The following is a 14,672-nucleotide window of genomic DNA, read 5'->3' as shown; positions in this document are numbered from 1 at the left end:
GGATAATTCCTTACTGGCTGTAAGGGATATTAACCATAAATATATTGTAGTAGATAGTATGAAAAGTTTAATACTCAACTTTTTATACCGGGAAGGAGTTAGACTATGAGTTCTCAAACAAGTTTAGTTGCCTGATCCGTATCTCAAGGGGAATAAGGTAGGCAATAGACCACATTATTATTGTTTTGAAGATAATGTTACGGGAATTTATTGGATGATACCGCTTTCTAGCAGAATAGATAAATTTCGGAAAATAATAGAGAAAAAGGAACAGGTGGGTGTTGGAAAACCTTGTGATATTCTGCATATTGTGAAATTGGACGATAGTCGAGAAAGTGTATTTTTAATACAAGATATGTTTCCGATTACAGAGGAATACATAGAACGTGAGTATACGATTGCCAGAAATCATTTGATGTTGACCAGTGAACATGCGGCAAAAGTAATTGAGCAGAAAGCAAGAAAAGTGTTGGGAATGTTAAAGCGTGGTGTGAAGTTTATGCCTACACAGCCGGATGTGCTATCAATATTAGAGAAATTAAAGCAGAAAGAGTAGTGTTTCATGGCTCTATTTTGGCTCTAATAATTTGGTATGAGAAAAATATCAGATAAAATACAGAGAATATGAATACAAAACAACACAAATGTGTACTGAAAAGTGCCTAGATTATTCCGCCCGCACCCGAGTTTGAATAGTAACAAAATGCCGAAGAGCCGCTTAGATAGCGGCTCTTTGTTTTCTTCGTCTATAAAATGTCTATATAAAATTAATAGTTCGCCTCAATCTCGTTTTTTATGTTGATATTAAAAGAAGCCAAATCTTTTTTATACTGAAGTTCAAACATTTCAGTATACTTGTCATTCAGAAGATGTTTTTTATGCTCAGAAATTTGGACAGATTCATAATTCTGTTGCCGGAGATGTACATGTCAGAGGGGATTATCCGGGCTTTACTGCAAGATTTTTCGAAGAAAATGAAATAAATCTGGAGACGATGCCGGAAGATGATGAAATTCTCAAGAATGGTACAGTAGATTTTTCCAGAATTCGAAAAGATTCTTTTTACTGATACAAAAAAGTCATTGAATCCTGCGGAGAAAAATTATAAAAAGATTCAGACAGAAAGCCCTTTTGGAGAATAATATTTCTTCAAAAGGATTTTTGATATATATGGATAATTCCTGATGAAAATCTATGTTAAACCATGTATAATAGGATTTGTGGATAATAAAAAATAAAAATGGATGAGGAATGAAAATGGAGGGAAATTTAACAAAAGATCCTATTCTAAAAACGCTGACGAAACTTGCGGTTCCGATCATGGCGTCATCGTTTCTGGGGACTTTGTACAACATCACGGACATGGCCTGGATTGGTCTGCTTGGTTCGAAGGCAGTTGCAGGTGTAGGTGTTGGAGGTATGTTTACCTGGCTTTCGCAGGGACTTGCAGCTATGGCTAGAATGGGTGGACAGGTGCATGTGGCACAGTGTATCGGACGTGGAGACAGAGAAAGGGCACACGGATTTGCACAGGCGGCAGTACAGCTTGCTGCATTTATGGGAATGGCATATGCAATTCTTTCGCTGCTTTTTACCAGACAGATGGTAGGATTTTTTCAGCTTGCAGATGCACAGGCTCATGCGGCGGCAATGTCATATACGAGGATTGCCTGTGGGCTGATCGTATTTTCTTTTATGACGCTGACACTGACTGGACTTTATACGGCACAGGGAGATTCAAAGACACCTTTTATAGCGAATCTTGTCGGCCTGGCCACAAATATGGTTCTGGATCCTGTGTTGATTCTTGGAGTGGGGATGTTTCCGAAGCTTGGTGTTGTCGGAGCTGCAATTGCGACAGTGACAGCACAGGCGATCGTTATGAGTATCATGATAGTCGGAATTGTCATACAAAAGAAAGAAAATGTACTAAAAGGAACCAGGCTTTTGGCAAAAATCCCGCGGGAATATCTGCAGGGAATCTGTAAGATCGGAATTCCGACAGCAATACAGGGAATGGCATATTGTGCAATCTCCATGGTGCTGACACGTATGATCTCCGGGTATGGTGCAGAAGCTGTTGCAACGCAGAGAGTCGGAGGTCAGATTGAATCGATATCATGGAATACTGCAGACGGTTTTGCAGCGGCATTAAATGCCTTTATCGCACAGAACTATGGTGCGGGCAAAAATGACCGTGTCAAAAAAGGATATAAGGCTTCTTTGTGGACGGTTGGTATCTGGGGACTGTTGATCTCAGCTGTATTTATATGTATTCCGGAACCGATTGCCAGAATCTTTTTTCATGAACCCAAAGCAATCGCAACATCAGTTGAATATCTGATCATCATAGGTTTCAGTGAAGCTTTTATGTGTGTGGAACTGACGACAGTCGGTGCATTATCAGGGCTCGGCAGAACCCGACTTTGCAGTATCATCAGTATAGCTTTTACCAGTGCAAGAATTCCGCTGTCGATCATTCTTGGAGGTATTATGGGTCTGGATGGAATATGGTGGGCTATTTCTTCAACCTCAATTGTAAAGGGAATTATTTTTACCTGTACATTTTTATGGATCACAAGAAAACGACGGTAAACTTTCAAAAACAATGTGTGTAATACAGAACAGCAGAAGGAAAAGATTGCGGAATGGATGTTTCAGGCAATCAGAGAGTATTATATGAAAAAATGCACTTTTCCGAATGACAAACATCTGGAAGAAGTAGTGGAGAGCAGGTGTTTTGTAATGACAGCTAAAGTGTATGTAGATGTCCTGGCGGTATTCAGCCGGGAAGGAGAATTGATCCCTACAGCGTTTGTCTGGGAAGATGGACGTAAGTATAGTTCCGCTTAAGAGACGACGGTCAAACCAGGAGCTTTTGGCAATGTGCAAACGAACGGTATCTTAAAAAATAGTGCGTAAAATAATACAGCCATGATGAATCCGAAAACAAATCGCTCTGACGGTAGCAAGGCTTCCGTCGTGAGGTTTGCGATGTTGCCGCCCCAAGGAGCCGCTGTCTGAGCCTCGAAGAGGCGAGTTTAGGCGAAGGGCGGCTAACCGGCGAGCGAACCGAACAGGAAACGCAGCGTGTCAGGAGATTGTTTTCGAATCATCATGGCGTACTATTTACATATAAGTTTTCTTAATGCCCATCTTCTTGCCCTTCGGACAAGAAGCATCCCTCGCTCTAAAGAGCTCGGTCAATTTTTATTTACCTGTCGAACGAAGCCGTTCTTTTACTGTTTCCACATCTACTTTCAATGCAAGGGCAATTTGTTCAATCGGCATATGAAGTTCTGTAAGAGTAATAGCGGTATCTTTTTTTGCAGTATTGATGCCGTCGTTAAATCCATCGGCAACACCAGCCTCATATTCTGCTTTTCTGAGTTTTCGTTCTTCCTCTTCTTTGTCGTATTCGAATATACTCATCGAGATCACCTCCGATTTATTTGCACGAAGAAATTCAGAAAGATATGCTTGAAAATAATATTAACGCATAACTCTCATTATTTTAAAATATTTTTAAAATACAATTAAAGTCAACATAAACAATAAGAACCTGGACAAATCTTCCAAATGGTACATTGTATCCGGCTCCGCTTCGTGGTAGACTGTTTTCATAGTGATTTTTATGAAAAAAGGGAAGGAGTGTTTTTATGGGAAGTAAGATAAAAGCAATACAGATTCTTCAGGCAGCAGGCTATATCCTTCTGGGACTGTTTCTGGTGCTGAAGCCTGATACCAGTGTGCGGGCGATCTGTTATGGCTGCGGCGTGATTGCGGCGGCATACGGACTTCTGCATGTGCTCCAGTGCCGGAAAGGTAAGGCAAAGGGCGAACTGATCCTCGGTGTGATCTTTATTGCACTTGGCGTGTTCTGTCTGATCACGCCGCAGACGGTGGTATCGTTTTTGCCGTTTCTGCTTGGCGTGGTACTGATGCTGGATGGTATCAGCAAAATCCAGAGAGCACTGGATCTGCGTGTGTTGGATGCAATCGGCTGGGGCAAGCTTCTGACGATCGGGATTCTTTTGATGATCGTTGGTGTAGCTTTGCTTTTCAACCCATTCGGGGCTGTGAAGATGACGATGGTATTCTTCGGAGCCTGCCTGCTGATCGACGGGGCACTGGATTTGTTATTTTTGCTTATCGTTTTGTAAGATGTCAGGGTAAAAAGGTTCAAAAGTCGGTTTTTTCTTGTAAGAAAAGACATTTAACTTTGACATTTTTGAAATTCCAGGAGTGTGATCTATGAAACCGGAACTTGACAATCAGTCTGTTCACCGCTATATGCGGGTATATAATTATTACAAACAACTTATTCTGTCGCAACAGCTTGCACCTGGAAGCAGGCTGCCGTCGATCCGGCGGTGTGCGGCAGAATTGCAGATGAGCCGGACAACGGTGGAGACGGCATACATGGTGCTTGCGGCAGAGGGCTATATTATTTCCAGGCCGCAGAGCGGATTTTATGTGACGGACATCGGCAGGACGCGAAAAACGGCAGAATTTCAGAAAAGTGCCGATCAAAAAGAAAAGAAGCCGGTGCTTTACAATTTTGCGTCTGCAAGTGTTGACAGAGAAACCTTCCGGTTTGAACTGTGGAGGCGGTATATCAAAAGTGCACTGCGGCAGGATGAGCGTCTGCTCTCTTATGGAGAACCGCAGGGAGAATACGATCTGCGGGAGGTTCTGTGCAGATATTTGCAAAACAACCGAAATGTGGTTTGTACGCCGGAACATATTGTGATCGGAGCGGGTGTTCAGAGCCTGCTTCACATTCTGTGTCCGTTGATTGAGGGACGCAAAAAAATTGCGTTTTATAATCCGGGATTTCGGCAGGGGCGTGCCGTTTTTGAGGATCATGGTTTTGAACTGTGCGATCGAAAACAGGAGCAGCCGGATGTCTGCTATGTGTCACCTTCGCAGGCGACTGCCTGGGGCGATGTTCTTTCGGTCGGAGAGCGGATGAAGATACTGCGTGAAGCATCTGAAAAAAATATTTTGCTGATCGAGGATGACTACAACAGTGAATTCTGTTATTATCATCATCCATCGCCGTCCATTCAGGGTCTGGCGGGCGGAAACGGAGTCATTTATCTCGGAACATTTTCCAGGCTTTTGCTGCCGTCGATCCGCTTAAGTTTTATGGTGCTTCCGCCGGATCTTCTGGAAAAATATCAGAGACGCAGAGATTTTTATAATCAGACGGCATCCAAAACGGAACAGATCGCATTGTGTCAGTTTATCCGGGATGGTCATCTGGAAAGTCAGATTCGCAAATCCAGGAAACACTATTTGGCGAAAACAAAAATTTTGTGCAGTGAAGCGAAAAGGATTTTTGTAGAAGAGGCAAAAGTTACGGCCGGGGAGACCGGATTTGTAAGCCTTCTGGAAATTTTCGGAGCAGGAAATCTGCGGGAAGTTCTGTACAGAGCAGAAGAAAAAGGTTTTTCTTTTTTATCTGCGGATGAAAGTGAGCAAGGGATCCGTCTTGCTCTTTCCTGTGCAGCAGTTCCGGTGGAGAAGTTTTCAGAGGCGTTACAACTGCTGAAGCAGTGTTTCTGAATTTTGCAATGAGATTTAAAAATGCTTTCGATGGAAATACCGTTTCGCATGCAGATGTGGTGATGCGAAAACATTATGAAAGGAAAAGAAAATGGCGAGACAAAAGAATAAAATATTGATGTTTTTGTTTTCTCTGATCCCGGGAGCAGGACAGATGTATATGGGATTTATGAAGCAGGGATTGTCTTTAATGACAATCTTTGCAACGTTATGTGCAGTGGGTATCTGGCTGGATATCAAGCCGCTGCTTTTCTTTGCACCGATCATTCTGCTGTACAGCTTTTTCGATGCAACCAACAAGAATTCGATGGACGCAGAAGCGTTTAAAAAATTGGAGGATCATTATCTCTGGGGCGATGACTGGATGGACTGGAGCGAAGGCTTAAAGGACAGCATCAGCAGACGGGATGGTAAAAAGGCCATGGGAACGGTTCTGTATATCGTGGCGGCGTGCATGATCTGGAGTGTTGTCAAATATTTTGCGGACATCATCTACGGGCCGACCAGTCTGCCGGGTGCTGTGATCGCAAAGATTCCGGTTGCTGTTGTTGCTGTATTTGTTTTATGGGCAGGCCGCAAACTGATGAAGAGTGCTTCTGATGAAGAAAAAAGATTCTATCGTGGAATGCCGTATCCGTATGCACAGAGCATGGGGATCCATATGAACGGTGAGCGTATGCCAAATCCATGGGAGCGTGTGTGGAGTGATCCGCAGAGAATGCAGCATCCGGAGCAGGAGCCGGTCAGAGAAACGGTTGTGGAAGAAGCTGCAGCTGCACAGGAAACCGCAGAAAAAGCAAAAGTAGAACTTCGCAAAGAAAACGAAACAAAAGAGGTTGTGAAACCACAGGAAGAAAAAGCGGAGACTGCACAGGAAAATGAGACACAGACAGGCACAGAGGAAACCGATGTGGTCGAAGAAGTGACAGAAGCTGAAAAAGAAAGAGAAATCAAAGAAACGCTTGAAACCATGGAAGCGGAAGCAGCTGTGGAAAAATCCTGAAGCATGTTTTTGTGTTTCTGGCAGCAGAGCTGAGCAAGTAGCGAAGCGGATTGTGAATGTCCGCTTTACCTGAATAGTTACAAAAATCCCTTCATAAGATACAGTAAACGGACGGACTTATGGAGGGATTTTTCTGTCATTTCTGCTCTTTTTGTCGATGTATATGATACCGTTTGTTCTGCTTTACGTTGTCGGTTATGCCTTTCTGAAAAAGAGAGATGCATACGGTGATTTTGTGCGTGGTGCCGGGGAAGGAATCCACACGGCATTTGCGATCCTGCCGACACTTGTCGGGCTGATGACAGCCGTAGGGATCCTGCGGGCATCGGGTTTCCTTAAATGGCTCTCGGATATCCTTGGCAGGCTTTTTGCCGGAATCGGATTTCCGGTGCAGCTTGTGCCGCTTGCAGTGGTGCGTCTGTTTTCCGCCAGTGCGGCGACCGGATTTCTTCTGGATATTTTTAAAGAATTCGGGCCGGATTCCAAGATCGGAATCATAGCATCACTGATGCTCAGCTGCACGGAAACGGTATTTTATACGATGAGCGTTTATTTTATGGCAGCAAAAGTGACAAAAACACGGTATACGCTGGCAGGTGCACTGCTTTCTGTTTTTGCCGGGATTGCCGCCAGCTTTTTCCTTGGAAATTTTCTACAGCTTTAAGGACCATTCCTGGCAGTTCCAGACGGTTGTCACGATATCATGATAGAATTCCGGCTCATGGCAGATCAGCAGAATACTTCCCTTATATTCCTGAAGAGCTTTTTTCAGTTCTGCTTTTGCGTCAACATCGAGGTGGTTGGTCGGCTCGTCCAGCAGCAGAATATTGCTCTCACGGTTCAAAATCTTGCAGAGACGTACTTTTGCCTGCTCGCCGCCGCTCAGTACACGCACCTGACTCTCGATGTGTTTGGTGGTCAGACCGCATTTTGCCAGCATGGAACGGATCTCGTACTGTGTCATTGCCGGAAATTCGCTCCAGATCTCTTCGATACAGGTCGAAGTGTTCTGCGTATCGGACTCCTGCTCAAAATAACCGATATGCTGATAATCGCCAAGATGCACTTCGCCGGAATACGGTTTGATCAGCTGCAGAATGCTTTTCAGAAGCGTGGTCTTACCGATACCGTTTGCACCGGTCAGGGCAATGCGTTCGCCGCGTTCCATGCGGATATTTAACGGTTTTGTCAGCGGTTCGTCGTAACCGATCACCAGATCGTTTGTCTCGAAGATCATCTTTCCGGAAGTACGGGCCGTTTTAAAGTGAAACTCCGGCTTTGGCTTTTCACGATCCAGTTCGATGATGTCCATTTTGTCCAGTTTTTTCTGGCGTGCCATCGCCATATTCCTTGTAGCGACGCGGGCTTTGTTGCGGGCAACGAAATCCTTGAGGTCGCTGATCTCCTGCTGCTGGCGGTTGTAGGCAGCCTCAAGCTGGGCTTTCTTCATGGCGTAGACTTCCTGGAATTTATCGTAATCGCCCGGATAGCGGTCAAGTCTGCAGTTTTCCATATGATAGATCAGGTTGATGACGCTGTTCAGGAACGGAATATCATGGGAGATCAGAATAAAGGCATTTTCATAATCCTGGAGATAGCGTTTCAGCCATTCAATGTGCTGCTCATCCAGATAGTTGGTCGGCTCGTCCAGAAGCAGGATGTCTGGTTTTTCCAGCAGAAGCTTTGCCATCAGTACACGGGTACGCTGTCCGCCGGAGAGGTCGGTTACATCACGGTCAAGCCCAAGCTCTTCCAGACCGAGTGCACGGGCAATCTCGTCTACTTTTGTGTCGATCATATAGAAATCGTGCTGCTCTAAAAGCTCCTGATATGTGCCGGTCTCGGCGAGCAGACGTTCCATTTCTTCCGGTGTGGCATCGCCCATCTGTTCATACATACGGTTCATTTCCGCTTCCATTGCAAATAAAAACTGAAAAGCAGAACGCAGGACATCACCGATCGTCATGCCCTTTTCCAGGACAGAATGCTGATCCAGATAGCCGACACGGACATTTTTTGCCCATTCGACCGTTCCCTCATCCGGTGTCAGTTTTCCGGTGATGATATTCATAAACGTGGACTTGCCTTCTCCGTTTGCACCGATCAGGCCGATATGTTCGCCTTTGAGGAGACGAAAAGAAACATTGTCGAAAATCGCACGGTCACCAAAACCATGCGTCAGATTTTTTACATTTAAGATCATAATTACTCCTGTCAAATTTTGTGAAGTTATGAAAGTTATGAGATGCCATATGAATTGTTTCGTACTTCGTACTTTCACAATTCTTTCTACGCTCTGCTTCGGTCGGGGCGGGTTCCAAGGTCTTTCATCCACTTATGAGCAAGCTCATGTGGATTTAGATCTTTTGATTCTGGCATCTTATTATCTTACCATAAAAGAAAGGGGTTGCACAATCGAAAAAAAAGGAATATCCTTACTGCGATTCTTGTGATAAAATAACGGGTACAAAAAGATTTTTGGAAATATATAAGGAGGATCATATGACAAAAAAACAGCTTGCACTGGAAGTGATCGAGCGTTTAAAGAAGGAATATCCTCTGGCAGACTGTACGCTTGATTATGATGCGGCATGGAAACTGCTGGTCAGTGTCCGGCTTGCGGCACAGTGTACGGATGCCAGGGTAAATGTTGTGGTTCAGGATCTCTATGCGAAATATCCGGATGTAGATGCTCTTGCGGAAGCGACACCGGAAGAGATCGAGGCGATCGTAAGGCCATGCGGTCTTGGAAAAAGCAAGGCACGTGATATCAGTGCATGCATGAAAATGCTGCGTGATGAGTACGACGGCAAAGTGCCGTGTGATTTTGATGCGATTTTAAAGCTTCCGGGCGTGGGAAGAAAGAGTGCAAACCTGATCATGGGCGATGTTTTCAAAAAGCCTGCGATCGTCACGGATACGCACTGCATTCGTCTGACAAACCGTATCGGTCTGGTAGATGGGATCAAAGATCCGAAAAAAGTCGAAATGGCACTTTGGAAGATCATTCCACCGGAAGAAGGTAGTGATTTCTGCCACAGACTCGTTTATCATGGCAGAGAGGTCTGTACAGCGAGAACAAAGCCTTACTGTGACAGATGCTGCCTGGCGGATATCTGTGCAAAAAATGGAATTTAAAATATGGAGGTAATTAAGGAAATGAGAAACGCGGAAACAGATCTGACAGAAGGTACACCTTGGAAGATTATCATGCGATTTTCGATTCCATTGTTTTTTACGTTTTTACTGCAGCAGTTTTATAACATGGTAGATACGATCGTTGTAGGTCAGTTCCTTGGAAAAGATGCACTGGCGGGCGTTGGTTCTACCGGGGCGATCAATTTTATGATCATCGGATTCTGTATGGGACTTGCAAATGGTTTTGTCATTCCGGTCGCACAGCGTTACGGGGCAAAAGATTATAAAGATATGAGAAGGTTTGTGGCAAACAGCATCTGGCTGACTGTTTTTTTTGCGGCGATCATGAGCATCACAGTCTGTATTTTATGCCGCAGCGTGCTGATCGCCATGAAGACACCGGCAGATATCCTGGATCTTGCATATGATTATATTTTTATCATTTTTGCAGGGATACCGATCACACTTGCCTACAATCTCCTGACCGGGATCATCCGTTCTCTTGGGGATTCCAAATCGCCGCTGATCTTTCTGCTGATGGCAGCAGTGGCAAATATCGGATTTGATATCCTGTCAGTAACGGTTTTGAAACTCGGCGTTCGTGGACCGGCTTTTGCGACACTGCTTGCACAGGCATTTTCCGTGGTACTGTCTCTGTGGTGTATAAAGACAAAGTTCCCGATCCTGAAAATGGAGCCGGGAGAATGGAAATTGCATGGCAAACACATCGGTATCCTCTGTAAAATGGGTATTCCGATGGGACTTCAGTATTCGATCACAGCGATCGGCAGTGTCGTGCTTCAGACCGGTATCAATACACTTGGTTCGGCAGCCGTTGCCTCGGTTTCGGCGGCATCGAAGCTTTCGATGTTCCTGGCGTGTCCGTTTGATGCGATTGGTTCGGCCATGGCAACTTACACCGGACAGAATGTCGGGGCAGGCAAGATCGAGCGTATCGGTCAGGGATTAAAGGCATCCGTTCTGATCGGTATCACATACTCGATCCTGATTTTCCTGGTCATGCTTTTTTCTGCAAAATACTGGATGCTTCTGTTCATAAATGCATCCGAAACGGAGATCATACATAATGCAGTGCTGTTTATTCTTGCAAACAGCGGATTTTACATTGCACTTGTTTTTGTCAATGCGGTTCGCTTTACCATTCAGGGAGCAGGATTCAGCGGTTTGGCAATCCTTGCAGGTGTTATGGAAATGATCGCAAGAGCCATTATCGGCGTGATCATGGTTCCGTATCTGGGATTCGCAAGCGTATGTTTTGCCAGTCCTCTGGCATGGATCATGGCAGACTGTTTCCTGATTCCGGCGTACTGTCATGTGATCCGAAAGTTGAAACAGAGAAGGGCACAGGGTGTGCCAAATATGTAGATTTTGTTAAGAAGTGTTAAGAAAAGTTGACATTAACCGCATCTTCATTGTACAATGAAAAAGGGAGTGGACTTGAAACACACTGAAAATCAGAGAGAAAAGGGGGATTTTTCATGTATAATAAAAAGAAAATTGCGACATTATTGGTAATCGGAATGGCCGCAATGTTTATGATGAACGGCTGCCAGAAAAAGGCATCTGAGACGGAGACGACGAAACAGACGACAGCTCAGAGCGAAAGTACTGCACAGACCGAAGCAGCCACAACATATACCTCAGAGAGCAATTCATTTTCTTTTGATCTTCCGGATTCTGCATGGGTGGCGACAAAGGAAGGCATTGAGAATAAATGGGCATTTATGAAAGAAGGCGTCGGCACGATCCGGATCACGCACAAAAAGTCAAAGATCAAGGAGAAGAATCTGCCGCAGTCTCAGGAAGATGCGATTGCTCTTTTAAACGATATCCAGGAGAATGCATTTTCTCAGGTAGAATATAAAAAAGACAGCACCAATGGTACAGAGCTTTATTATTATGCTGCATCCACGCAGGACGCAGATCTTGGTTACGTTTATCTGATCAAGTATCTGATCAATACGGACACCGAGAGTTATACGATCACGGCAAAACTGACATCCAGTGACAGTACGGTGCAGCAGGCAGTGAAAAGTGCCGTTACCAGCTTCAAAGTTTTAAATGATGACAGTAAAAAGACAGATTCTGGTGCAAACTCCGGATCTTCGGCAGACGGCAGTACATCTTCGGATAATGCCGGTAACAGTTCTGATCCGGAAAATACAGGTGATACTGCTTCAGACAATACTTCCGGTGAAAGTACAGGCGATTCTTCCGGTGCATCGACCGATGAGGAATACCGCTATTTCTTTGATGCAAACGGAAATACGATCTACGCTTATCCGTCTGAGGACGGCAGCTGGCGTGATGATAACGGAACTTCTTATATTTTCCTGGAAAACGGCGTAGAAGATTCCAACGGCACACAGTATTATTATGATCCGCCTCAGGGAAGAACAGGTTCCGGATCAGAGTCGGATTCTTTGACAGGTTCCGGCAATTCTTCAGATAATGGCATGGTCATTGGTTTCTATGATATCAATGGAAACTATCAGACAGCGACACAGGATGCAAACGGAAACTGGATCGGCAGTGATGGAAAAACCTACACTTTCGATGAAAAAGGGGCAACAGACAGCGACGGCAATTTCAGCAAATGGTAAAACAGGATAAAAATGGGATATAAAGGAGTGTAAATATTATTATGAAAAATAAGGCATTACATTTTATGGCAGCAGCAGTCCTGTCATCGGCTCTTCTGATGACAGGATGCGGCAGCCACAGTGGGGATACGAACAGCAGCACAAAACAGACCCAGGATCAGACACAGCGGGGAGCAGGTCAGGATTCTGCCCAGACTTCAGCCGCAGAGGATCAGAATCAGGCATTGGATGACCAGAATCAGAGCCAGGATACGCAGACACCGGAAACACATCCGGATCTGGAGACAAGAGTGGAAACAGAGGTAGTGCAGCAGCCGGAAACACAGGCACCGGATACCGAGAATAATATCGATAATCCGGCAGCCGATAATGGTAAAGGCGATACCAATGGCTTCTATGATGATGGCGGAACCTGGATCACCGTTCACAAAAACAGCCAGGGACAGTGGGTTGATGAAAGCGGTATGACCTACCAGTTTGGCGATGATGGCGTAACCGATCAGAATGGCGTTTTCTATCCATATTAAACCGGTTTTTGATTGACATTATATCTGCGAAAGCGTAGAATATGGAAGTCAAAGAAGGTAACAACCAGAATGGAGGAGTATAGATGAAAATGAGATCAAAAATCGTAACTTGTCTGCTACTCGCTCTGTCCATTTCCTGTCTGGCTACCGGCTGTAAAAAGAAAGCACAGGAAACTGAGACGAGCAGCGAAACGATTCGTGTTACAGAGAAACAGACAGAGAGCGAAACAGCAAAGAAAGCTACAAATACATCCACAACATTTAAATCAAAAGATGGCAGTATTTCTATCAAACTTCCGGATGACACCTGGACAATGAAAAAAGAAGGCACAAAAGAATGGACCTTTGAGTCACCGAACCAGGGAACGATCACGATCGTACATTATTCCGGAGATGAGACGAACGGACTTGTTTTCCCGTCCTCTGAAGAAGAAGTACTGAATAATCTGGAGAAAGCCGGAAAATCCAAAACCGATTATGCAGTTGTAGAATACAAGAAAAATACCATGGGTTCTTACGAGGCATATCACACAACCATCAAATGTAAGAGTACAAATAGTAAGTATGCGTACTCGGTAGCATATAACCTGGTAGGAGATGAGGATATTTATTCGGTCAATGGTCAGGTTATGCAGGATGATGCAACGGCAATGGAAGCGATCCGTACTTCTGTGGAGAGTCTGAAACTGCTGAAAACATCGAGCACAACAACATCTGAGACTAAAAAGAATAATACAACATCTTCCGAGTCGAACAGTACAACACAGTCCGAGTCCGGAAGCACAGCTTCTACCGATGGCAATTCTGATTCCAACCAGAACGGTCAGTATGTTTATGACAGCAACGGCAACGCAGTTTATATCTATCAGGACAGCGACGGAAACTGGGTAGACAGCAGCGGAGCGATTTATTATTTTAATGCAAACGGTATCACAAACAGCAACGGTGCAAGCTTTACCTACAATCCGCAGGGTGGAAACAGCGACAATAACAACAACGGCGGAAATGGCAATAACGGCGGTGATAACAACAATAACAACGGCGGAGCTACTCAGACCAGCAGTTTCTATGACAATCAGGGAAATCTGATCACAGTTTATAAAAACAGCAACGGAAACTGGGTAGATGGAAACGGCATTGTTTACACCTTTGGTCAGTATGGTGTAACCGATAATTACGGCAATTATTATCCATATGACAACAGCGGAAATAATAACGGCAACAACGGAAATAATAACGGCAACAACGGAAATAATGGCAACAATGGAAACAATGGCAATACCGGTGGAAACACAGGTGGAAACACAGGAGGTAATACCGGCGGCAGCACCAACGGTTTTTATGATGACCAGGGCAATTATATTTCCGTGACACAGGATGCAAACGGAAACTGGGTAGACAGCGGCGGAATGCAGTATACATTCGGTAACGATGGCGTAACCGATGCAAACGGAAACTTCTATCCATACTAAAAACAGAAAAGTGCAGAGACGCACATCATGTAATCATGCAGAATATACAAAGGACAGCAGAGAAAATCTGTTGTCCTTTTTACGTTAATTGGAAAAGATTCAAACTTTTATAAGTGGTGGGCAACAGATTTGTCTGAGTGGGGTTTCATTTTCGAATAGTAAGATTCTTTACATGGATTTTACATGGCATTGCAGAGGATTTGATCTTGTGGCAGTAAAATAAATTTATGGTTAAAGGTAGAATGCCATTTTTATGGGATTTAGCCCAGGTCTCACGTGTGTCTGGCTTAAATGCACGCAACGAAAAAGCTGTTAAGGGCATCACATTTTATTGAGG

General features: G+C 44.5%; 13 protein-coding genes. 11 read left to right on the top strand and 2 right to left on the bottom strand.

Features of this window, described 5'->3' with window-relative positions:
- The first annotated feature begins 127 nt into the window (after positions 1-127).
- Positions 128-556, top strand: coding sequence for a type III toxin-antitoxin system CptIN family toxin (cptIN, locus tag ACLTL4_RS06150; protein WP_173737715.1), 429 nt, complete (start codon positions 128-130; stop codon positions 554-556).
- 701 nt (positions 557-1,257) lie between these two features.
- On the top strand, positions 1,258-2,595 hold the full coding sequence (locus tag ACLTL4_RS06145) for an MATE family efflux transporter (RefSeq protein ID WP_412320330.1): 1,338 nt from the start codon (positions 1,258-1,260) through the stop codon (positions 2,593-2,595).
- Positions 2,596-3,210: 615 nt separating this feature from the next.
- Here the strand turns inward: ACLTL4_RS06145 and ACLTL4_RS06140 are convergent.
- Positions 3,211-3,432, bottom strand: coding sequence for a hypothetical protein (locus ACLTL4_RS06140; protein ID WP_178089328.1), 222 nt, complete (start codon positions 3,430-3,432; stop codon positions 3,211-3,213).
- 227 nt (positions 3,433-3,659) lie between these two features.
- Here ACLTL4_RS06140 and ACLTL4_RS06135 point away from each other — a divergent pair, with 227 nt between their 5' ends.
- From ACLTL4_RS06135 to ACLTL4_RS06120, 4 genes are all read left to right on the top strand, one after another.
- Positions 3,660-4,163: an HdeD family acid-resistance protein gene (locus ACLTL4_RS06135; RefSeq protein WP_022118668.1), complete on the top strand. Its 504-nt coding sequence runs from the start codon at positions 3,660-3,662 to the stop codon at positions 4,161-4,163.
- A gap of 91 nt (positions 4,164-4,254) precedes the next feature.
- On the top strand, positions 4,255-5,571 hold the full coding sequence (locus ACLTL4_RS06130) for a PLP-dependent aminotransferase family protein (RefSeq protein WP_412291136.1): 1,317 nt from the start codon (positions 4,255-4,257) through the stop codon (positions 5,569-5,571).
- Positions 5,572-5,662: 91 nt separating this feature from the next.
- Complete coding sequence (locus ACLTL4_RS06125; RefSeq protein ID WP_022118670.1) at positions 5,663-6,574, top strand: hypothetical protein; 912 nt, start codon at positions 5,663-5,665, stop codon at positions 6,572-6,574.
- A gap of 133 nt (positions 6,575-6,707) precedes the next feature.
- A complete protein-coding gene (locus ACLTL4_RS06120; protein ID WP_147632799.1) occupies positions 6,708-7,238 on the top strand; it encodes a spore maturation protein in 531 nt (176 codons plus the stop codon).
- On the opposite strand, the gene ACLTL4_RS06115 is transcribed toward ACLTL4_RS06120, so the two are convergent.
- Positions 7,227-8,780 carry an ABC-F family ATP-binding cassette domain-containing protein gene (locus tag ACLTL4_RS06115; RefSeq protein WP_412291153.1) on the bottom strand — a complete coding sequence of 518 codons (1,554 nt, stop codon included), beginning with the start codon at positions 8,778-8,780 and terminating at the stop codon, positions 7,227-7,229. The genes ACLTL4_RS06120 and ACLTL4_RS06115 overlap by 12 nt on opposite strands.
- Before the next feature lie 296 nt (positions 8,781-9,076).
- Here ACLTL4_RS06115 and ACLTL4_RS06110 point away from each other — a divergent pair, with 296 nt between their 5' ends.
- The 5 genes from ACLTL4_RS06110 to ACLTL4_RS06090 all read left to right on the top strand — a co-directional run bounded on the left by ACLTL4_RS06110 (position 9,077) and on the right by ACLTL4_RS06090 (position 14,335).
- Positions 9,077-9,712: an endonuclease III domain-containing protein gene (locus ACLTL4_RS06110; RefSeq protein WP_022118175.1), complete on the top strand. Its 636-nt coding sequence runs from the start codon at positions 9,077-9,079 to the stop codon at positions 9,710-9,712.
- Positions 9,713-9,733: 21 nt separating this feature from the next.
- Positions 9,734-11,098, top strand: a complete 1,365-nt coding sequence (locus ACLTL4_RS06105) for an MATE family efflux transporter (RefSeq protein WP_173898257.1) — start codon at positions 9,734-9,736, stop codon at positions 11,096-11,098.
- A 113-nt stretch (positions 11,099-11,211) separates the two neighbouring features.
- Positions 11,212-12,336, top strand: a complete 1,125-nt coding sequence (locus ACLTL4_RS06100; RefSeq protein ID WP_412291137.1) for a PsbP-related protein — start codon at positions 11,212-11,214, stop codon at positions 12,334-12,336.
- Positions 12,337-12,377: 41 nt separating this feature from the next.
- Positions 12,378-12,863: a hypothetical protein gene (locus ACLTL4_RS06095; RefSeq protein ID WP_248835608.1), complete on the top strand. Its 486-nt coding sequence runs from the start codon at positions 12,378-12,380 to the stop codon at positions 12,861-12,863.
- Between the two features lie 83 nt (positions 12,864-12,946).
- Complete coding sequence (locus ACLTL4_RS06090; RefSeq protein ID WP_412291138.1) at positions 12,947-14,335, top strand: PsbP-related protein; 1,389 nt, start codon at positions 12,947-12,949, stop codon at positions 14,333-14,335.
- The last annotated feature ends 337 nt before the right edge of the window (positions 14,336-14,672 follow it).

Source organism: Hominisplanchenecus sp. (assembly GCF_046967715.1).
GTDB lineage: Bacteria > Bacillota > Clostridia > Lachnospirales > Lachnospiraceae > Hominisplanchenecus > Hominisplanchenecus faecis.
The sequence above is the reverse complement of the archived record's forward strand: the minus strand, read 5'-3'. Positions and strand labels throughout refer to the sequence as shown.